A 21509-nucleotide genomic window follows, 5' to 3' on the forward strand; every position below is an offset into this window, starting at 1 on the left:
GCTTACTTTGCCATCCCGCCGCGCTTTGAGTTGCCTCGTCAGCGGCGAGGGCGCGAACTATACGAATCCGACCCCGCCGGCGCAAGCACTTTTCGAAAAAAGTTTTCGGGAGCGCCGCTCCAACCTTGCTGCCGGCAACGCAATCCCTTGGCCACGCGGGTAGCCCTGCCGTTTCATGAGGTGGATTTGTTAAGGCTAGTCTGGCGCTGAGAATTTTCCAAAAGAATAGGAGGGAAGTTCGGCCAACTTCCAGCAGGTTGACCGAACAGATTCAGGAGTGGATACCTAGCTATGCAGGGTCACCTTTTTGGGTCACCATCTCCAGATGATGCATCGCCCGACGAAGCCTCTACCAGCTGCCGGACTTTACGGCGTTCGCGCACTCCTTTCCACGCCCACATGACCGGTCCGGAGAAAGTGTAAATGACAGCAATCACCAATAGGACCCTAGGGGGGTCTATGGTCACCAGACTGAACACAAGGATAATGACCAGCAACATTACAAAGGGGACCCGCCCCTTGAAGTCCAGCTTTTTGAAGCTGGTGTAATGGAAGTTAGATACCATGAGCATACCGGCTGCCACGGTAACTAACGCGGCCACAATCGCGAGGCCCGTACCAACGTCCGCATCGTGCCCCGCCCACACCATGCTGGCAACAATCGCCGCGGCAGTTGGGCTGGCAAGACCGATAAATACGCCTTTGTCGACGGTGTCCACCTGCGTATTGAAACGAGCCAGGCGCAATGCGGCACAAGCGGCGTAGAGAAAGGCCGCCGCCCATCCCAGCTTGCCAAGAGGCCCGAGCCCCCAGCTGAATACAACCAGTGCCGGCGCCAGCCCGAAGGAGACCATATCCGAAAGGGAGTCGTACTGGACTCCAAATGCACTCTGGGTGTCCGTTAAGCGGGCCACCCGACCATCCAGGCCATCCAGGATCATTGCCGCAAAAATCGCAATGGCCGCCGCCTCAAAATTGCCCCCCATCCCCGCAACGATGGCATAAAAGCCGCTGAACAGCGCGCCTGTGGTGATCAGGTTTGGCAGCAAGTAAATGCCTTTTGCGCGTACTTTCTTGCCGCTGGCCGAAACCTCCTCTTCGATGTGCTCATCGACGGGAAGGCGGATTTCCTCCTCGGCGCGCGGACCTTCTGACCCCGGAACTTCCGGTTTATCGCTCATACAGCTTCCTTCCAAAACCCAGTGAGATTGATATGTCTGCGAGTGTACAGTGGCGAGCCGGCAAAAAAAAAGGCGGCGGGACCACCTGGTCCCGCCGCCCTTATCAACAAAGTGCAGCGATCAGCTGTTGCCTTCGGTCTTGTCGATGATCTTGTTGGCCTTGATCCAGGGCATCATCGCGCGCAGCTTGGCACCAACCTCTTCGATCTGGTGTTCACTACCGATACGGCGCTCAGCTTTCAGGCGGGGCTGACCAGCGAGAGACTCCAGCATGAAGTCTTTGGCGAACTTACCGGTCTGAATGTCTTTCAGAACCCGCTTCATTTCCGCCTTGGTCTCTTCGGTAACAATACGCGGACCGGTCACGTAGTCACCGTACTCCGCGGTATTGGAGATAGAGTAGCGCATATCCGCAATACCACCCTGATACATCAGGTCGACGATCAGCTTCAGCTCGTGCAGACATTCAAAGTATGCCATTTCAGGCGCATAACCCGCTTCGGTCAGGGTTTCAAAGCCCGCTTGAACCAGTGCGGAAACACCACCACAGAGCACGGCCTGCTCACCAAACAGGTCGGTTTCGGTTTCTTCGCGGAAATTGGTCTCGATAATACCGGAGCGACCGCCACCGTTTGCGGAAGCGTAAGACAACGCCAGCTCTTTCGCGCTACCGGAAGCATTCTGGTATATCGCGATCAGGGTCGGAACACCGCCCCCTTCCAGATATGTGGAACGAACAGTGTGACCCGGACCTTTCGGGGCGATCATGATCACGTCCACATCTTTCGGCGGCTGGATCAGCTCGAAGTGGATGTTAAAACCATGCGCAAATGCCAGAGCGGCGCCGGCTTTCAGGTTCGGAGCTACCTGCTCGCGGTACACCGCAGCCTGATACTCATCCGGGGTCAGGATCATGACCACGTCGGCATCTTTCACCGCATCGGCAACTTCAGCAACACGCAGACCAGCCTTCTCAGCCTTGGCCCAGGATGCAGAGCCCTTGCGCAGACCGACAACTACATTGCTTACACCGGAGTCTTTCAGGTTGTTCGCGTGCGCGTGCCCCTGGGAGCCGTAGCCCACAATGGCAACGGTTTTGGCTTTGATCAAAGAAAGGTCACAGTCTTTATCGTAATAAACTTGCATAACTTACTTCCTGCTTAAAGTACATTAAAAGGTCATTTCGTGCTGATTGCTCAGCATTGATGAATTCATTGACGGGCTCGACGCTCAGATACTGAGAACTTTCTCACCGCGGGCGATTCCTGAAACACCAGTGCGGACCACCTCCATTATGGTGTGCTCGCCCAGCGCCTGTAAGAAGGCATCCAGTTTTTCACTGGTACCGGCCACCTGTACCGTGTACATGTTGCTGGTGACATCAACGATCTGACCGCGAAAAATATCTACGCTGCGTTTGACTTCATCCCGCTGCGCGCCGGTCGCACGCACCTTGACAAGCAGCAACTCGCGCTCGATATGTGATCCCTCGGTGAGATCCACCAGCTTCACCACATCGATCAACTTGTTCAGATTCTTGGTGATCTGTTCGATCTTGTGATCATCCCCGATGGTGGTCAGCGTCAGGCGCGACAAGGTCGCATCTTCAGTAGGCGCCACAGTGAGACTCTCGATGTTATAGCCTCGCTGGGAAAACAGACCCACTACCCGCGACAACGCACCAGGTTCGTTCTCCATCAGAACTGAAATAATTCTGCGCATTCTGTCTAACTCCCCTTACGTCCGTTCCGTCTTGCTGAGCCACATATCCCGCATGGAGCCATTCGGCATCACCTGCATGGGATAGACATGCTCCGACGGATCGACGTAAACGTCGATAAACACGGTGCGATCCTTTATCGCGAACGCCTCAGCAAGCTTGCCGTGCAACTCGTCGCGATGCTCGATCTTCATGCCCAGATGGCCGTAGGCCTCCGCCAGCTTGATGAAGTCCGGCAGGGATTCCTCATACACGCTGTTGGAAAGGCGGCCTTCGTACTGCATTTCCTGCCACTGCTTCACCATGCCGAGCGCCTGGTTGTTGAGGCACAGAATTTTCACCGGCAGGTGGTACTGAGTCGCTGTGGACAACTCCTGGATACACATCTGGATACTGCCCTCACCGGTCACGCATACGACTTCGGAGTCAGGAAATGCCATCTTCACCCCCAGCGCCGCGGGCAGGCCAAAGCCCATGGTGCCGAGACCACCGGAGTTGATCCAGCGACGGGGTTTGTCAAACAGATAATACTGGGCAGCAAACATCTGGTGTTGACCCACGTCGGAGGTCACATACGCGTCCCCTTTGGTGATCTCATGCACCGCCCGAATCACCTCCTGCGGCATGATCATGTCACCGTCGGTGCGGTAGCGAGGCGCCGTGTACAGACCGTGGCGCTCACGCCAGTCGTCGATCTGGCGCCACCAGTCGACGATCGCGGACTGATCCGGCATTTCCCGAGAAGCCTTGAGCATCTCCAGCATTTCTTTCAAAACAGACTGCACCGTGCCTACGATGGGCACGTCGGCAGTGATGGTTTTGGAAATGGACGCCGGATCCACATCGATGTGGATAACCTTGGCCCCCGGGCAGAACTTATTCGGGGTGTTGGTAACCCGATCGTCGAAGCGCGCCCCCACAGCAAGGATCACATCCGCATGGTGCATCGCGGTATTGGCCTCGAAGGTCCCGTGCATGCCGAGCATACCGAGGAAACGCCTGTCCGTTCCCGGGTAGGCACCAAGCCCCATCAGGGTATTCGTTACCGGGAAATTCAGATGCTGCGCGAGTTCCGTCAGTAGATCCGCGCCATCCCCCTGCACGACGCCGCCGCCGGCATAAATAACCGGGCGCCGGGCGGAGAGCAACAGCGCAACCGCCTTGCGAATCTGGCCGGTGTGCCCCTTACCCGCCGGGGTGTAGGAGCGCATGCGCAGCTTTTCCGGATATTTGTACGGAAAGCGATCCACTGGATTGGTGACATCTTTGGGGATATCAATCACGACCGGGCCGGGGCGACCGGTGGAAGCAATGTAGAACGCCTTTTTGACAACCTCGGGGATTTCTTCCGCGTTTTTCACCAGGAAGCTGTGTTTCACGATCGGCCGCGAGCAGCCGACCATGTCGGTTTCCTGGAAGGCATCTTCACCAATTTTGTCGGTTGGCACCTGACCGGAGATCACCACCATCGGGATGGAATCCATGTAGGCCGTGGCAATACCGGTAATGGCATTGGTGGCACCGGGGCCCGAAGTCACCAGCACCACCCCCGTCTTGCCGGTGGCGCGGGCGTAGCCGTCCGCGGCGTGCGTAGCCCCCTGTTCGTGGCGCACCAGCACATGCTTGATGCCCTTCTGCCGGAAGATGGCATCGTAAATGTGCAGTGCCGAACCGCCGGGGTAACCGAATATCAGGTCCACCCCTTCATCCTGCAGCGCGCGAACCAACATATCGCCGCCGGAGAGTAATTCCACTTGAGCCCCCTCAAAATTTCCCAATTCTTAGGACCTGCATCATCCACAGGCCACAGAAAACCACATGGCGCGAAAGCCAGATGGCGATTCTAAAGGAAAAGCGTGATAAATATCAGCCTTAAACGCAGATTTAGCCCGTTTTTTAGGATAGCTTCACGGCAATGCCAAACTTGCGCGGAACCCGGCCAGTAATGAAACTGGTTTTGGGCTCCAAGGCCTCCAGATGGGGAGGGCCTCCTCGACAGGAGGTGGTGGGCGCTTAACCCACCGGAGAGCGTATGCGGACCACAGGGTGTTGTGGTGACATCTACTTCGCCGAGTGAACGCTAAATTGTCCAGCTTGAGACCCGGGTGTCAATAGAAGAAGGCTGTTTTGCTCCATTGTGGAGCAAGGTCTATCGCATAGTTCACCCGGCCACCGCACATCCGGAGGACAAACTGTTAACCCTGTCGCAGGTTCTCAACTGTGGCCCGCTACAATCGGGCCTTACAAGCGGCCCGCAATACGGTAGTGTTAGCCACTGCGGGCAAAATGCAAAAACAACACAAGGCAGTCCCTTACATGCGCAACTTCATCACCCCCCTCATCCTCGGTATGGGATTGGCGGTATCGGCTCAGGCAGACGGCATCTACAAATGGGTGGATGAGAACGGGGTTGTGCACTTTGGCTCACAACCGCCGAAGCAGGAACAGGTGGAAGTGGTCAAGGCGCCCAAATCCGATCGTTTCAAGCAGTGGCAACAGGAACAGAACGCTCTGACTGCCCAGCGCAAACTGACCACAGCATCGGACGCCAGCTCCACAGACACACCCGAAGCCCAACCGCAAACCCAAGAAGAGCAGCAGCCCGCGCAGGCCGATACCAGCGATGCGGAAAAGGCAGCCCGCGCGCAACGCTGTCGCAGTGCCCAGCAGCGGCTGCAGGAGCTCCAGTCTCGCCCGCGCGTACGCGAAGTGGATGCCAGCGGCAATTACCGGGTACTCCCGGAAGAGGAGCGCCAGCAGCGAATCCAGCAAACAAAAGATGTACTGCAGAACAACTGCTAACGCTTGAATTAGTTGGCTGCCGGCGGGTTCTCATCTGAACCCGCCGCCGTCGCTAAGTAGTCCCGCCCCAGTAACAGATACATCGCCGGCACCACAAACAAAGTGAACAAGGTGCCGATCGTCATTCCCGAGGCCACCACCAACCCCATGGCGAAACGCGCCCCACCGCCGGGACCGGCCGCGATCAACAATGGAACCATCGCCAGCACCAGCGAAGCCGTTGTCATCAGGATTGGGCGCAGTCGGATGCTGGACGCTTCTTCGATAGCTTCGCGCTTGCTCCTGCCCTGCAGCTGCAGCTTGTTGGCAAACTCCACGATCAGAATACCGTGTTTGGAAATAACCCCGATCAGGGTGACAAGCCCGACCTGCGTGTAGATATTGAGGGTTGTGAGCCCGAGGCTCACAAAGATCATCGCCCCGCACACACTCATGGGTACGGTCACCAACATAATCAGGGGATCGCGCCAGGATTCAAACTGTGCCGCCAGCACCAGGTAAATCACGATCAGCGCAAAGAAGAATGTTACCAGAAGGTCCGAGCCCTCATTTTTGAACTGCCGTGACTGGCCCGAATAATCCGTTGAATACTCCCGAGGCAGAACCTCCTCCGCCGCACTTTCGAGAATGCCCAGCGCCTCACCGAGAGGCACTCCCGGGCGCGGCACCCCCGAGATGGTCACGGCGTTCAGCTGCTGAAAGCGTTTCAACTGCTGGGGTTCGACCGTTTCTTCCAATCGCACCAGTGTGGACAGCGGCACCAGAGTGCCATCACCAGCGCGGATGTAATACTGCTTCAGCTGATCGCCAGTAAGGCGCTCTGCACGCACAACCTGTGGAATCACCTTGTAACTGCGATTCTCCAGTGAAAAGCGATTGGTGTACGCGCCAGACATCATCCCCCCCAGCTCCCGCGCCAGGTCCGCCATGGTGACACCGATGGAGGCGGCTTTGTCGCGGTCTATCGCGACCGTCAGTCTCGGCTTGTCGAGCTTCAGATCTGCATCGAGAAAGATAAAGCGCTTACTGGCCAGCGCCCGCTCCATGATGTCGTCGGCGAATCCCGCGAGAGTGGAAATCGGCTCGGTAGTCCCAATGACAAATTCCACAGGCAGGGTGCCGCCGGCGGTGGGCAGACTGGGTGGCACAAACGTCGCGATTTTCAGGCCCGCAATCTGCGAGACCTCTCCATTGATCAGCTCCTGCATCTCCTGGGTATCTTTATCACGCTTGTTCCAGGACGAGAGCACGAAGCCGGCAATTGCACTGTTGGGACTGTTACCCGACCCACCGACGCCGTTCAGCAGGAACAGATTTTCCACTTCCGGGTGTCGGTCGCGTACAGCGTTTATCTCGCGGGTGTACTGCTCCATGTAATCCAGGGTGGCGAAGGAATCACCGCTGGCGATGCCCAGAACAAAACCTCGGTCTTCTTTGGGTTCCAGTTCACTGGGCGAGGTGACAAACAGAAAATAGCAACTGCCGAGAACAATCAGGCCAAACACCAGAATGACCAGCCTCTCGTCCAGGGCGCGATGCAGCCTGCGTCGATAACCAGACTCCAAACGGTTGAGCCGGGCTTCAAGCCAGGCTTCAAAACGGTTACTGCGCTCACCATCTTCCGCTCTCAACACCTTTGCCGCCATCATCGGCGACAAGGTGAGCGCCACCACGCCGGATAGCAGCACAGCCCCCGCCAGAGAAAAGGCAAACTCCACAAACAGGGTACCGGTGAGGCCTCCGAGAAAACCGATGGGTAGATACACCGCAATTAGTGTGGTGGTCATGGCGACAATAGGCCAAGCCAGTTCGCGCGCACCTTTCAATGCGGCATCCTGCGGTGTCATTCCCTCCTCGATATGCCGGTGCACGTTTTCCAGCACGATAATGGCGTCGTCCACCACTATGCCGATGGCGAGCACCATAGCGAGCAACGTCAGCAGGTTGATGGAAAAACCCATCAGCAACATCAGGAAAAGCGCCCCAACCATAGAGAGAGGCACGGCAACCGCCGGAATGATTACGCTACGCAATGAACCGAGAAACAGGTAGATGACCACAATCACGATCAGTACCGCCTCAACGATTGTTTTCACCACCTCGTTAATGGAGTCCTGAATATATTCGGTGCTGTCGTAGGGGATTTCTCCCAACATACCCTCCGGCAACTGCGGGAAAATTTCGCGGTGCAGTTTTTCACGTACATCGGCAATCACATCCAGTGCATTCGCATCCGGCGCCACTTCCACCGCGACGAAGGTTGCCGAGCGCCCGTTGAATGTCACAGAGGTATCATAGGACTCCGACCCCAACTCCACTTCCGCCACATCCTCAAGACGCACCAGCTGATCGCCATCCGCGCGCACCACCAGTTTGCGAAACGCCTCCTCGGAGGCGATATCGGTATCTGCCCGTATGTCCATCGCCACTCGCATGCCCTTAGTACTACCCACCGCCGCCAACACATTGTTCTGGCGCAGCGCACTGGCTACGTCTCCGGCAGTCACGCCCTGCGCTGCCATCTCCGCGGGCTTCAGCCAGATACGCATGGCGAAGGTACGGTTGCCCAGTAGCTCCGCGCGCTGCACACCGGGCACAGTAGACAGCTTGGGCTGTACCACACGGGTGATGTAATCGGTGATCTGGTTGTTGTCGAGTATTTCCGACGAGAAGGAAAGGTACATGGCGGCAATGGTCTCCCCTACCGCCAGGTCCACAACAGAATCCTCCGATTCCAGCGGCAGCTCATTGCGCAGTTTGTTGACCTTAGCCACCACCTGGGTGAGCACCTCATTGGGATCGTAATCGAGGCGAACGTATGCCTGGATGACAGAGATCCCCTGGATGGAGGTGGAGACGATGTAATCCAGGCCGTCGGCGCTGGCAATTTCCTGCTCCAACGGTGTGGTAATAAACCCCTGCACCAGGTCCGCATCCGCGCCCACATACACCGTGCTCACGGTGATCACAGCATTTTCCAGCTCGGGATACTGGCGCACATTGAGTTCAGAGACCGAGCGCAACCCCAGCAGGAAAATAAACAGGCTGACCACACAGGCCAGAACCGGCTTGCGGATGAAGATATCGGTAAAATTCACACGGCGTCCCTGCCTGCGATAATCATGGCTCAGCTATTGTCCGGTTTGGGATTCAGCTGATCCGGCGGCGGGTTTTCATTGTTGATGATGACCCCGCCTTCGTTACGCAGTTTCAACAATCCCGTAGTCGCCACCTGCTCACCGGCCTCCACGCCTTCGGTAATTTCGATCAGGTCGCCGCGCTCCTCACCGGTTTTCACAAAACGCTTTACCGCCACCCACTCAGGCGGCGCGGCCTCCCCCATTGGACTTTTCTGAGGGGCAACGTCCGGCTGTTTTTTTGCCTTGCGGATTACAAACACGGCATTGCCATAGGGTGCAAAGCTGATGGCGGTGCGCGGCACGACCAGCACATTGCGAAACTTTTCCACTTTTACCGCCACATCCGCAAACATGCCGGGGCGCAGCTTGCGCTCGGCATTTTCCAATGTGGCCTGTAGCAGGAAGGTGCGGTTGCGTGGGTCTATAGCGGGGTCGATGGCCGTGATGCGCCCCGAAAAAATCTGCCCGGGAATGGCCGCGGCGGTAAGCTCGATCCCCTGCCCCTCGCGCACCCGGGAAAAGTCCCGTTCAGACAGGGAAAAATCCACAAAGATGGGGTGCAGTTGCTGCAGGGATACCACCGCATCCCCCGGCGCCACATTCTGCCCGAGGTCGATCTGGCGGATACCGAGCTGACCGGAAAATGGCGCGGTGATGGTGCGCTCGCTGATGGTGGCGCGTTGCACGCTGAGATTGGCGAGTACCTGATCGAGAGTAGCCTGAGCCTGATCCAGTTCGCGCAGGGTGGCCACGCCTTTTTTGTACAGCTCCGAGATCCGTTTGTAATCGCGCTCCGCCAACCGGCGTTCGGCTTCCAGCACTTCGATCTGTGCGGTTTCAGGGTCGGCGGTTAATTCAGCCAATACGGCCCCCTTGTCCACCGGCTGACCGGATTCAAAGTAAATGGCTTTAACTTCACCCTGGGCCTGGGTGGTGACGTTAACGCCGTTGACGGCGCGCAGGCTTCCCACGGCGCTGAGGCGAGTCTGCCAGCGCTGCTGTTCGACACGGGCGGTGGTGACGGTGGCGGGCGGCAGCGACATGTTGTCCATAAACTGGTTCATCATGTACAGGCCGAAAAACTTGAAGCCGAAGATGCCGCCAAACACAACAAGGCAGCCCAGCAGCATCCACACCATGCGCCGGTTAAACAGCTGCCTTGCCAGTGTCATACATCAGGTCCATTGGCGCGCTCCTACGTCGTTGGAAAGCCCGTGGCGGTGTCGCTACCGGGTATCTACTTGTTGAAAACTGCCTTGTCTCCCTCCAGCGTCGCATGAATGGTATCGCCGGGTGCGAATTTTCCAGAGAGCACGTCCTGCGCCAGCGGGTTTTCCAGCCACATCTGGATGGCGCGCTTGAGTGGGCGCGCGCCGTACACAGGGTCAAAGCCTACATCCGCCAATTTGTTCAGCAGTTCTTCGGAAACATCCAATTTCAGGTCGCGATCCGCCAGACGCTTGCGCAGGTTCTGCAGCTGGATCTCGGCGATGGAGCGCACTTCCGCGCGATCCAGGGGGTGGAAGACCACGACTTCGTCGATACGGTTGATAAATTCCGGACGGAAATGGTCGCCGACCACATCCATCACTGCGGCTTTCATCTGGCGGTAGTGAATTTCGCTGTCGACTTCATCGTCGTCGCGGGCGCTGGCGTATTTCTGGATCAGGTCTGAACCGAGGTTAGACGTCATCACCACCACGGTGTTGCGAAAATCGACGGTGCGACCCTGGCCGTCGGTGAGGCGACCGTCTTCCAGTACCTGCAAGAGAATATTGAATACATCCGGATGCGCCTTTTCCACTTCATCCAGCAGCAGTACCGAATAGGGTTTGCGACGCACCGCTTCGGTGAGATAGCCGCCCTCTTCGTAACCTACGTATCCGGGCGGCGCGCCGATCAGGCGGGCGACGGAATGCTTCTCCATGAACTCCGACATATCCATGCGCACCATGGCGTCTTCGGTATCGAACAGGAATCCCGCCAGCGCCTTGCACAATTCGGTTTTGCCCACGCCGGTCGGCCCGAGAAACAGGAAGGAGCCATTGGGGCGATTGGGATCGGAAAGCCCCGCGCGGGAGCGGCGCACGGCGTTCGAGACCGCCTCCACCGCTTCGTCCTGGCCGATAACGCGCTTGTGCAGTGCTTCTTCCATTCTGAGCAGTTTTTCCCGCTCACCCTCGAGCATTTTCGACACTGGAATACCGGTCCAGCGGGAAACGACTTCCGCCACTTCCTCGTCGGTGACACGGTTGCGCAGCAGCTGGTTCTCGCTGGTGTCGGAAGTGTCCGAGGCGATTTTCAGCTGCTTTTCCAGCTGCGGGATCACGCCGTACTGGATTTCCGACATGCGCGTGAGATCGCCGGCGCGGCGCGCGGCGTCCATGTCCAGTTTGGCCTGTTCCAGCTTGTTCTTGATGTCCGCACTGCCGGCGAGCTTGGCTTTTTCCGCCTTCCAGATTTCCTCTAGATCCGCGTACTCTTTTTCTATTTTGTCGATGTCGTCTTCGAGCTTGTGCAGACGTTTCTTCGCAGCCTCGTCGTCCTTGTCTTTTTTCACCGCCTCGCGCTCAATCTTGAGCTGGATCAGGCGACGCTCAAGTTTGTCCATTTCCTCCGGCTTGGAGTCGATTTCCATACGGATGCGACTCGCCGCCTCGTCGATCAGGTCGATGGCCTTGTCCGGCAGCTGGCGGTCGGTGATGTAGCGCTGGGACAGCTTGGTGGCTGCGATAATCGCGGAGTCGGTGATGTCCACCCCGTGGTGTACTTCGTAGCGCTCTTTGAGGCCGCGCAGGATGGCGATGGTGTCTTCTTCCGTGGGCTCGTCCACCAGCACTTTCTGAAAGCGCCGCTCCAGCGCCGCGTCCTTTTCGATGTACTGGCGGTACTCGTTCAGTGTGGTGGCACCGACACAGTGCAGTTCGCCGCGGGCGAGCGCGGGCTTCAGCATATTGCCCGCATCCATCGCGCCCTCGGCCTTGCCGGCGCCCACCATGGTGTGCAGCTCGTCGATAAACAGGATGACACGACCTTCCTGTTTTGACAGTTCGTTCAGTACGGCTTTCAACCGCTCTTCAAATTCACCGCGGAATTTGGCTCCGGCCAACAGCGCACCGAGGTCCAGCGACAGCAAGCGTTTGTCTTTCAGTCCCTCCGGCACTTCGCCGTTGACGATGCGCTGCGCAAGTCCTTCGACAATGGCGGTTTTACCAACGCCGGGTTCGCCGATGAGCACCGGGTTGTTTTTGGTGCGGCGCTGCAGGACCTGGATGGTGCGACGGATTTCGTCGTCGCGTCCGATCACTGGGTCGAGCTTGCCGGCCTCAGCGCGGGCGGTCAGGTCCATGGTGTATTTGTCGAGGGCCTGGCGCGCTTCTTCCGCCTGGGGATCATTGACCTTTTCACTGCCGCGCACTTTGGTGATGGCATCCTGCAGGTGTTTGAGATCGCCGTGGGCGTTCAGAATTTTCGACACTTCGCCGGCGGCGGGATCGAAGGCCGCAAGCAATACGGTTTCGCTGGCGATATAGCTGTCGCCATTTTTCTGGGCCTTTTTATCCGCCAGGTTGAACAGACGCATCAGTTCCTGCGACATGCCGACATCGCCAGTAGGTGTACTGACGGTGGGCAGGTTGTCGAGGCGTTTGGCGAGGTCGTTGCGCAGGCCGTTGATATTAAAGCCAGCCTGGTTCAAAAATGCGGTGGTGCTGCCATTGGATTGATCCAGCAGCGCCTGCAGTAAATGCTCGGGATAAATCTGGTTGTGGTCGCGGCCGACGGCAATGGATTGTGCGTCGGCAATGGCGGCCTGCAGTGGGTTGGTCATTCGGTCGATGCGCATTGTGTTTTTCCCTCTCCTGATCATTGGCGCGCCGGAAAGAAAGTTAGACGACGCGCGGTAACGCAATGACGAATACAGTCTAGTGCTGATCAGTAATTTGCGGGCTCGTGGCGGGTTTTCAAGCTTCCGTGCTTCGTAGCTATGAATTCGTTCTGAAGCTGGTTTCGTGGCGGCCCGATGCTGGGTGTTGGGTTTCAGGACCGCTGTGAATACATCCCTGTACGCTCCGTCGCAAACGTCCCTGTTTGCGACGGTCCTGAAACCCAACACCCAGCACCGAGCCTTAGCATTAAACCTCAATGCTTCGTATTTGGTGGGTGCAGGAGAGCTTACTGAGAGACGAGGGGAAAATTGAAGGGGAAGTGCTGGGTATCTGTTTTCGAAAGCGTCGGCAACAGGGATGTTGCCGACGCAGCGTACAGGGACGTATTCAAAGCGGTTTCGAAAACAGGTACCCAGTGCTTACCCGCCACCGGACCTGCTTAAGAAGGAAACCTGAAGCTCACTCGAACCAAATTAAGGACGCCATGCGCCCAGTATCCTTGTCACGGCGATAAGAAAAGAACTCCGACGCCTCGGTAACGGTACACCGGTCACCACCAAAAACCTGCGCCACCCCCAACTCCGCAAGCTCGGCACGCCCGAGGGCATAGATATCCGCCAGAAAATGCAGTGGCTTTTTAGAGTGCGGCACAAAGCATTTTGCAATAGCCTCCGCGTGAGACTCACTCATGGAAGACTCAAACGCCGCCTCCAGCACCTCCACCCCGCACTCAAATGCCTCAGGCCCGATGGCCGGGCCGAGCCATACCAGCAGGTCTTCCGGGGCACTTGCCATGGCATGGATGGTCTCGCGGATCACTCCACCGGTCAGCCCGCGCCAACCCGCGTGGATCGCGGCCACTTCGGAACCGTCGCGATTACACACCAACAGCGGGAGGCAATCGGCGGTGAGCACCGCGCAGACAATGCCCGCTTCCGCGGTGTAACTCGCATCCGCCGTGCGCACCATGCCATCGTTGTGGGCCGCCACCGCCCTGTCACTGTGGATCTGCTCCAGCCACTGGGGCTCATTGGGCAGATTCAGCTCCTGCTTCAACTGGGCGCGGTTGGCCCTCACGGCATCTGGCGCGTCGCCCACATGATCCGCCAGATTGAACGCCGCGTAACCGCCGGCACTGTGGCCGTTGTGACGCAGGGTGACAAAGGCACGCACATTGGTCGGGGCGGGCCAATCGGGCTTCAAGTAGTGGTCGGCAGCCATGGGATGTCCTTCGCAAAACGCGGAGTAGTAAAAAGTAGTATCGGCATGATCAGCGGTTGTCTGCGCGCAGCAGTGCGAGCAGTTGCAGCATATCCTCCGGCATCGGCACCACCCAGTGCATGGGCTCGCCGGTTTCCGGGTGGAACAGTGCCAGTTCCGCCGCGTGCAACGCCTGGCGGGGGAACTTCTGTAGCGCGGTGACGAGCTCCGGGTCCGCACCGGTGGGCAATTTGCCGCGGGTGCAGTACAGGCTGTCGCCCACCAGCGGATGGCGGATATGGGCCATGTGCACGCGGATCTGATGGGTGCGGCCGGTTTCCAGCTGGCAACGCAGCAGGCTGTGGACGCGGAAACGCTCCTGCAGGCGATAGTGTGTGATTGCTTCTTTGCCGCCATTGGGAAGCACGGCCATCTTCAGGCGGTTGGTACGGTGTCGGCCCATGGGCGCATCCACCTTGCCACCACCGCTAAGATTGCCGTGCACGATCGCGTCATACAGGCGAGTCACGGTGCGCTCCTTGAGCTGGTCCACCAGGTCGGCCTGGGCCTGTAGAGTCTTGGCCACCACCATCAGGCCGCTGGTGTCCTTATCCAGGCGGTGCACGATGCCGGCGCGGGGAATGTTCTGCTGCCCGGGGCAGTGGGCCAGCAGGCCGTTCAGCAGGGTACCGTCCGGGTTACCGGCGGCCGGATGGACCACCAGTCCGGCAGGCTTGTTGATGACCAGGATAGCGTCATCCTCATAGACGATATCCAGCGCCATATCTTGCGCCAGCCACTCGCCCTGGGGCTCCAGCTCCGCGCGCAGGCGCAGCTGCTCACCGCCATACAGCTTGTCCTTGGGCTTAGCGGTGCGACCATCTGCGGTGAGTTGACCGCCTTTTATCCAGGCCTGCAGGCGCGCGCGGGAATATTCAGGGATCAAATCCGCTGCGACCTGGTCAAACCTCTGCCCGGCGTACTCCGCGGGCACTTCGATATCGAGATGTATTTGATTGCTCATCCGAGTGGGTCTAATACTTTGGGCTGGCGGGGGCGCTGTGGTTAAATAGCTGCCCTTCGGCCCCCGGTGAATTTTGGGCGGCTAGTTTAATAAGGTTGAGACAAATAATGATAGAGCGAGGGGCAATGCAGTCCTGGAATAGGCAGTCATGGAAAGTGCTGTTGCTGGCATTGCTGGCGGTTTTGGTAGCCTCCTGCGCCAGCACGGACGAAGAAGAAGAGGGTCTTCCCTCCGGTAGCCGCACCGAACAGGCGTTCTACGAGGCGGCACAGCGCCAGCTCCGGTCCAGCCAGTGGGAGCTGGCGATCAAGAACCTGAGGGCGCTGGAAGACAATTTTCCCTTCGGCAACTACGCGGAACAGGCCCAGCTGGAACTGATTTACGCCTACTACCGCGACTACCAGAACGATGCGGCCATTTCCGCAGCAGACCGCTTTATACGCCTGCATCCGCAACATCGCAATGTGGATTACGCCTATTACATGAAGGGGCTGGCCTCCTTCACCGAAGGCAGTGGCCTGTTCGAGCGCTTTCTGCCCACCGACATGACCCGTCGCGACCCGGGCTCCGCCCGTGAGTCTTTCGCCTATTTCGCCCAGTTGATGGCGCGCTACCCGGAAAGCCGCTACGCCCCGGATGCGCAGAAGCGCATGATCCACCTGCGCAACCTGCTGGCGCGCTATGAGATCCACGTGGCCAACTACTATTTCAAGCGCGGCGCCTACCTCGCTTCCGCCAACCGCGGTCGCTTTGTGGTGGAAAACTTCCAACAGACCCCGGCGGTACCGGACGCGCTGGCGGTGATGGTGCAGTCCTACCACCTGCTCGATATGTCGCAGCTGGAGAACACCTCGCTCGAAGTGTTGCGCACCAACTACCCGGATCATCCCGCGTTCAACAAGGACGGCAGCTTCAACTACAAATACTACGCCGGCGCCAAGGGCCGCAGCCTGGCCCACCGTATGACCCTCGGCCTGTTTGAGAAGTCCGACCCGCGCGGATTCGACAGTCGCGAGATTTACAATGCCGAGTACCGGCCGGAGAACGCGCCGCTGCCGCCGGAGTTGTAAGCGGTCGCGAAAGCGCTATGAAAAAGGCCCCGCTGCGGAAGCAGCGGGGCCTTTTCTTTTGCGTAGGAGCCTGCCTGCAGGCGAACAGTCCAGAACTCAGGCGCTTCGCCTGCAGGCAGGCTCCTACAATGATACGTCAAAAGGCCCAGCGCATTTACTCACCAGCCTTCCACCCATTGGTAATCGGATAACGGCGGTCGCGGCCAAACCCGCGCTCGGAAATTCGCACGCCCACCGCTGCCTGGCGGCGCTTGTACTCGTTGCGATCCACCATGCGCACCACCCGCATCACCGTTTCCCGGTCAAAGCCCATGGCGATAATGTCCGCGGCACTGTGGTCACAGTCGATGTACTGCCGCAGAATTTCATCGAGAATTTCATAGGGCGGCAGACTGTCGGAATCCACCTGCCCCGGCGCCAGCTCCGCACTGGGCTCGCGGGTGATGACCGTCTCAGGGATCACCTCCGACACGGTATTGCGATAGCGGGACAGCTCGTATACCAGAATTTTCGGCACATCCTTGAGAGCGTTGTACCCCCCCACCATGTCACCGTAGAGGGTTGCATATCCCACCGACAGCTCGCTCTTGTTACCCGTGGTCAGCACCATAAAGCCCTTTTTGTTGGAAATGGCCATCAGCAACATACCCCGGGAGCGCGCCTGCAGGTTTTCCTCGGTGGTGTCGCGCGCGCTGCCAGCGAATTCGCTCTCCAGCGCTTTCATCGCCGCGTCGAAGATGCCTTCAATACTGATAATGCGGTAGTGGATTCCCATGCGTTTGGCCTGGTCCGCGGCATCGTTCTTCGACAGGTCCGACGTATAGCGAAACGGCATCATCACCGCTTCCACACGATCAGGGCCGAGGGCATCCACCGCAATCGCCAGGGTAAGCGCGGAGTCGATGCCGCCGGACAACCCCAGAACGACGCCCTTGAAGCCATTTTTGTTTACATAATCGCGCACGCCGAGTACCAGTGCCTGGTACACCGAGGCCAGCGCCTCCAGCGGAGCCGCGTCGTTGCCCTGCACCAGCGAGACATCGTCGCCGTCCGCCTGGACAGTGACCGGCAACAGACTCTCCACAAACTCCGGCGCGCGTGCCCGCAGCTCGCCATTCTTGTCTACCGCAAATGAGCCGCCGTCGAACACCAGTTCGTCCTGCCCACCGACCGTATTGACGTACACAATCGGCATATTGCCCGCCTGCGCCTGGCGCGCCAGCAGTGCCAGACGTTCCCCCGCCTTGCCGCGATGGAAAGGAGAAGCATTGATATTGAGCATCAATCGGGCACCCGCGCGCTCAGCCTGGGCCACCGGCTCAGGATGCCAGATGTCTTCGCAGATAGTGATGGCTGTCGGGATACCCTTGATGTCGATGACACAGGGTTTGTCGCCCGGGACGAAATACCGCAGCTCGTCAAACACCTGGTAATTGGGCAGCTTCTGCTTTGCGTACTCCGCCACCAGCCGGCCATCCTGGATCAGGCCGGCCATGTTGAGCACGGTGCCCGCAATCACCCGTGGGTAGCCCACCAGCACAGCGCAGGGCAGGCTTGCCTGTTGGAGTTTCGCCAAGGCAGTATCTATGCGTTTCTGCATACTGGGGCGAAACAACAGATCCTCCGGTGGATAACCGCACAGGGTCAGCTCCGGAAACAGCACCAAATCGGCGCCGTGCTCGCGATGGGCGCGGCGGGCGACCTCGACTATTTGGTCGGTATTGCCGGGGATATCCCCCACCAGCAGATTGATTTGCGCCAGCACTAGCTGCAAAGTAGACATCTTTTTACCCCATTGGACTGAGGCGGCTATTGTAGCCACGCTACCCGGGGGTACAACATCTGCCCGAAATCAGCTCCCCTCACCCGCAAACGAGAATAAAAAGTGAGCAGTACTTTCCAGGCCGGCACAGCGTCACAGGGCGCTGTCGCACACAACGATGAAACCGCACGGCACTCACCCGCCACCGGTATCAGCAGCCCGCGAATGCGTCAGCGCGACCTGCTAAAAATTTATGCCTGGTATCGGGTTGTCATCGCGCTGGTGCTGCTTGGACTCTTTGCCTCCGGAATCAGCCGCGGCGCGGTAGGTACACTGCACCCGGCGCTCTACTTGAACACCGCCATTACCTATGCCGTTCTGAATGTCGTCTGGCTTCTTTTCCTGTACGCGATCAGCTTCCAGACCACGCCGCTGCGCATCGGCAGCATTCTCGGCAGCGACATCCTCGCCTTTCTACTATTGATCCAGGCCAGCGGCGGGCTCGACTCCGGTGTCGGCTACCTGATGCTCACCACCTGTGCCGTTGGCTCGCTGCTGCTGGACCGGCGCATGGGTGCGTTCCTCGCCGCTATTGCCAGCATCGCGGTTATTGCGCAACAGCTGTTCGGGATACTGACCGGGCGTGCGGACACCCAGGATATCGTCTCCGCGGGCAGCCTGGGTATTCTGCTGTTTACCTGTGTCACCGCCCTGCAGTATCTCTCCACCCATATCCGCCTCGCCAATCAGAAAGCCGAGCAGGAGCGCCGGCAGGCACAACATCTGCAGCGACTCACCCAGCAGATCGTTGCGCAGATGCGCACCGGCGTTCTGGTGCTGGACGGTAAAGGCCGCCCCGAGCTGATCAACCGCGCGGCACAGCAATTGCTGGGAATGAAACGGGGAACTGCGGACGAGCTGAGCCCGGAACTGCTAAAGGCGCTGGATACACTCAATGCCCAGGTCGACAAGAACAGCAGCGTTATTCAGGGCGCCGGCCACAGCGAACTGCGGGTAGGCCTCGCCCCCCTGTCGAATAACAACCGTGTCAGTTCACTGGTTTTTCTGGAGGACAACCGCAAACTGGCGCAGCAGGCCCAGCAATTGAAGCTCGCCTCTCTCGGACGGCTCACCGCCTCCATTGCCCACGAAATTCGCAACCCGTTATCGGCAATTCATCACGCGGCAGAGCTACTGGCAGAATCCGCCGGCATCTCCGACGAGGACCGGCAACTGACCGAGATCATTTGTCGACACAGCCAACGCGTTAATCAAATCGTCGAAAATGTCATGCAGCTTTCACGCCGCCGCACGACGGAGCCGCAGCGGCTTGAGCTGCGGCAGTGGGCCGAGGAATTTCTGCAGGATTATCAGATCGGCAATCCACAAAGTAACATTGTGCTTACGCTGCCTGCCGTATCAGTACATGCGCGTTTTGATCCACATCAGATTACACAGGTTGTCACAAATCTCTGTAACAATGCCTTGCGGCACTCCCAGCTCAGCACCGGGCGCGCCAGCGCAGAGCTCGCGATAAGCGTCAATACTGAACGCGAGTGTGCCCAGCTCGATGTACTCGACCTCGGCCCTGGGGTACCTGACGAACACAGAGAACAGATTTTCGAACCCTTCTTCACAACAGAAGCGTCCGGTGCGGGCCTTGGCCTGTATATCGCCAGAGAGCTGTGTGAGTCCAACCGCGCGAGTCTTTATTACTGCCGCAGCCGAGACAGCCGCAGTTGCTTCAGAGTAGAATTCGCCAACGCAGAACAAATTTTCTAATAGCCACAACAACAATAAACTCGATCGCCATGCCCGACCGACAACCCATTGCCTTGGTAGTGGATGACGAACCTGACATCTGCAATCTGATTTCCATGACACTGCAGCGCATGAATGTACGCGCGGATATCGCCATGTCTGTTGCAGAAGCGCGACGTCGCCTCGCAGAAAAACAATACCATTTTTGCCTCACCGACATGCGCCTGCCGGATGGCGACGGCCTACAGATTGTCGAAACGATCCAGGACCTGCCTGCCGACCGTGCGCTACCGGTCGCCGTCATAACTGCCCATGGCAATATGGATAGCGCGATTACCGCCCTCAAACTCGGCGCCTTCGATTTCGTCAGCAAGCCGGTCAACCTCGAGCGCCTGCGCAGTCTTGTACAGCTGGCTCTGCGCCTGACTGAAGGGCGTTTTCTGGAAAGCCAGGAGTTTCCCGCCCTGTTCCAGGGGCAGTCCGAGGCTATCCAGACACTGCGGGCGCAAATCGAAAAAATTGCCCGCAGTGATGCACCCGTACATATCACGGGTGAGCCCGGCTCGGGCAAGGAGCTCGCCGCGCGGTGTATCCATGAACAGGGGCCGCGCAGCAACCGGGCCTTTATTACTCTGCACTGCGAAAGTATCGCCGCCGAGCAACTGGAACGGCATCTGTTTGGCGACGAATACGACAGGGGACAATTGCATGCCGCAAATGGCGGCACCCTGTATCTCGATGAAGTGAACGCATTGCCGCAAGAGCTACAGACCAAACTGCTGAACACCTTGCAGGAAGAGAGTTTTTCGAATTCGGCTACTGGTGAAAAGATCAAACTGGATATCCGGATCATCACCGGGTCGCGCAAACGTCTCGCCGACGAAGCGCGCAGGGGCGCATTCCGCAGCGACCTCTACTATCGCCTCAATGTCATTGAACTGGCGATACCGCCACTGCGCCAGCGTCAGGAAGATATCCCACTACTCACCAGAAACCTGCTGCGCCGCATCAGCGCCGAATCCAGAGGCGCCACACCGAAGGCATCACAGGATGCTATTCAGGCTTTGCAGGCCTATCCATTCCCGGGCAATCTCCGCGAGCTGGAAAACATTCTGGAGCGCGCTGTCACGCTTGGTGAAAGCAGCACGCTCTATGCCTCGGACCTCATCATTCCCGCCGCGTCCCCGATTCCGGGTGACCAGATTGGCGACAGTGTCCTTCCCGGGAACGCAAAACCTATTTCTGACGTCGTGTTACAACTCCCGGCGTATGGACATCAAACCGGCTACCCGGGTCAGTTTGCCACCTCCGAATTTGAAACGTTGGATGACTTTCTTCAGTCCATAGAGCGGGAGGCTATCGAAAGTGCGCTGAATGAGACCGGCTGGAACAGGACAGCAGCGGCAGAAAAGTTGGGGATCAGCTTTCGCTCTTTACGTTACCGCTTGAAAAAACTGGGGCTGGAAAGCGAATGACCCGGCGAGTGCCGGGTCATTCGCTTTGGCTGGGTATATAAGTTCCAAATTACCAACAGTCTGCACCCAGGGTGCCGGTAGCGTTGCGTACTCCCGTGTTCGTCAGCGTCAGGCTGGCACACTTGCTATCCGCCGCCTGAGACTTTCCGCTGACCGGCGCGGCGGTCAATGTGTATGTCGTTGCACCTATTACCGCGGAAATCGCATAAAAGCGCTCTCCAGAATTCAGAGTAGCACCGTCTTTCAATGACTCCGCCACCGCACAGTTCGCATTGTTGTACGCGTTGTAAGTGGTGAAGCAACGTTGCAGTCGCTGTGCCACATCATTCAGAGAAGCTTTGGCATCAGCCCGGTTGCTTTTCCTCACCGATTCCATATAAGACGGGTAAGCAATACCAGCAATGATGCCGATGATCGCTACCACGATCATCATTTCTATCAGGGTAAACCCTTTCTGATTAGTCATATATTCAATCTCTTGCTAAAT

15 protein-coding genes are annotated in these 21509 nt (G+C 58.2%); 4 read left to right on the forward strand and 11 right to left on the reverse strand.

Annotation, left to right across the window (positions count from 1 at the left end):
• Positions 1 to 299: 299 nt before the first annotated feature.
• The 4 genes from pssA to FDY93_RS16560 form a co-directional block, all read right to left on the reverse strand.
• Positions 300 to 1181: a CDP-diacylglycerol--serine O-phosphatidyltransferase gene (pssA, locus tag FDY93_RS16545; RefSeq protein WP_138236881.1), complete on the reverse strand. Its 882-nt coding sequence runs from the start codon at positions 1179 to 1181 to the stop codon at positions 300 to 302.
• Positions 1182 to 1301: 120 nt separating this feature from the next.
• Positions 1302 to 2327 carry a ketol-acid reductoisomerase gene (ilvC, locus tag FDY93_RS16550; RefSeq protein ID WP_138236882.1) on the reverse strand — a complete coding sequence of 342 codons (1026 nt, stop codon included), beginning with the start codon at positions 2325 to 2327 and terminating at the stop codon, positions 1302 to 1304.
• Positions 2328 to 2411: 84 nt separating this feature from the next.
• Positions 2412 to 2903, reverse strand: coding sequence for an acetolactate synthase small subunit (gene ilvN / locus FDY93_RS16555; RefSeq protein ID WP_138236883.1), 492 nt, complete (start codon positions 2901 to 2903; stop codon positions 2412 to 2414).
• A gap of 15 nt (positions 2904 to 2918) precedes the next feature.
• On the reverse strand, positions 2919 to 4655 hold the full coding sequence (locus FDY93_RS16560; RefSeq protein WP_138236884.1) for an acetolactate synthase 3 large subunit: 1737 nt from the start codon (positions 4653 to 4655) through the stop codon (positions 2919 to 2921).
• A gap of 562 nt (positions 4656 to 5217) precedes the next feature.
• On the opposite strand from FDY93_RS16560, the gene FDY93_RS16565 reads away from it, so the two are divergent.
• Entirely contained in the window at positions 5218 to 5703 is a 486-nt protein-coding gene (locus FDY93_RS16565) for a DUF4124 domain-containing protein (protein ID WP_138236885.1), read from the forward strand.
• Between the two features lie 8 nt (positions 5704 to 5711).
• Here FDY93_RS16565 and FDY93_RS16570 read toward each other — a convergent pair whose 3' ends face one another.
• The 5 genes from FDY93_RS16570 to rluD form a co-directional block, all read right to left on the reverse strand.
• Positions 5712 to 8801, reverse strand: a complete 3090-nt coding sequence (locus FDY93_RS16570; RefSeq protein WP_138236886.1) for an efflux RND transporter permease subunit — start codon at positions 8799 to 8801, stop codon at positions 5712 to 5714.
• Positions 8802 to 8830: 29 nt separating this feature from the next.
• Positions 8831 to 10015: an efflux RND transporter periplasmic adaptor subunit gene (locus FDY93_RS16575; protein WP_138236887.1), complete on the reverse strand. Its 1185-nt coding sequence runs from the start codon at positions 10013 to 10015 to the stop codon at positions 8831 to 8833.
• Between the two features lie 65 nt (positions 10016 to 10080).
• Positions 10081 to 12687, reverse strand: coding sequence for an ATP-dependent chaperone ClpB (gene clpB / locus FDY93_RS16580; RefSeq protein ID WP_138236888.1), 2607 nt, complete (start codon positions 12685 to 12687; stop codon positions 10081 to 10083).
• A gap of 502 nt (positions 12688 to 13189) precedes the next feature.
• Positions 13190 to 13951, reverse strand: coding sequence for a peptidoglycan editing factor PgeF (pgeF, locus tag FDY93_RS16585; protein ID WP_138236889.1), 762 nt, complete (start codon positions 13949 to 13951; stop codon positions 13190 to 13192).
• Between the two features lie 49 nt (positions 13952 to 14000).
• Positions 14001 to 14954 (reverse strand): 23S rRNA pseudouridine(1911/1915/1917) synthase RluD, encoded by a 954-nt coding sequence (gene rluD, locus FDY93_RS16590; RefSeq protein ID WP_138236890.1) that lies wholly within the window; start codon positions 14952 to 14954, stop codon positions 14001 to 14003.
• 125 nt (positions 14955 to 15079) lie between these two features.
• Between rluD and FDY93_RS16595 the strand changes: the two genes are divergently transcribed.
• Positions 15080 to 16024, forward strand: coding sequence for an outer membrane protein assembly factor BamD (locus FDY93_RS16595; RefSeq protein ID WP_138236891.1), 945 nt, complete (start codon positions 15080 to 15082; stop codon positions 16022 to 16024).
• A gap of 154 nt (positions 16025 to 16178) precedes the next feature.
• On the opposite strand, the gene FDY93_RS16600 is transcribed toward FDY93_RS16595, so the two are convergent.
• Entirely contained in the window at positions 16179 to 17807 is a 1629-nt protein-coding gene (locus FDY93_RS16600) for an NAD+ synthase (protein ID WP_138236892.1), read from the reverse strand.
• Between the two features lie 102 nt (positions 17808 to 17909).
• Between FDY93_RS16600 and FDY93_RS16605 the strand changes: the two genes are divergently transcribed.
• Positions 17910 to 19568: a sensor histidine kinase gene (locus FDY93_RS16605; protein ID WP_246068623.1), complete on the forward strand. Its 1659-nt coding sequence runs from the start codon at positions 17910 to 17912 to the stop codon at positions 19566 to 19568.
• A gap of 29 nt (positions 19569 to 19597) precedes the next feature.
• Positions 19598 to 21022, forward strand: coding sequence for a sigma-54-dependent transcriptional regulator (locus FDY93_RS16610; protein WP_138236893.1), 1425 nt, complete (start codon positions 19598 to 19600; stop codon positions 21020 to 21022).
• Between the two features lie 49 nt (positions 21023 to 21071).
• Here FDY93_RS16610 and FDY93_RS16615 read toward each other — a convergent pair whose 3' ends face one another.
• Positions 21072 to 21488, reverse strand: coding sequence for a type IV pilin protein (locus FDY93_RS16615; RefSeq protein WP_138236894.1), 417 nt, complete (start codon positions 21486 to 21488; stop codon positions 21072 to 21074).
• Positions 21489 to 21509: the final 21 nt, after the last annotated feature.

Source organism: Microbulbifer harenosus, from assembly GCF_005771435.1.
GTDB classification, from domain to species: domain Bacteria; phylum Pseudomonadota; class Gammaproteobacteria; order Pseudomonadales; family Cellvibrionaceae; genus Microbulbifer; species Microbulbifer harenosus.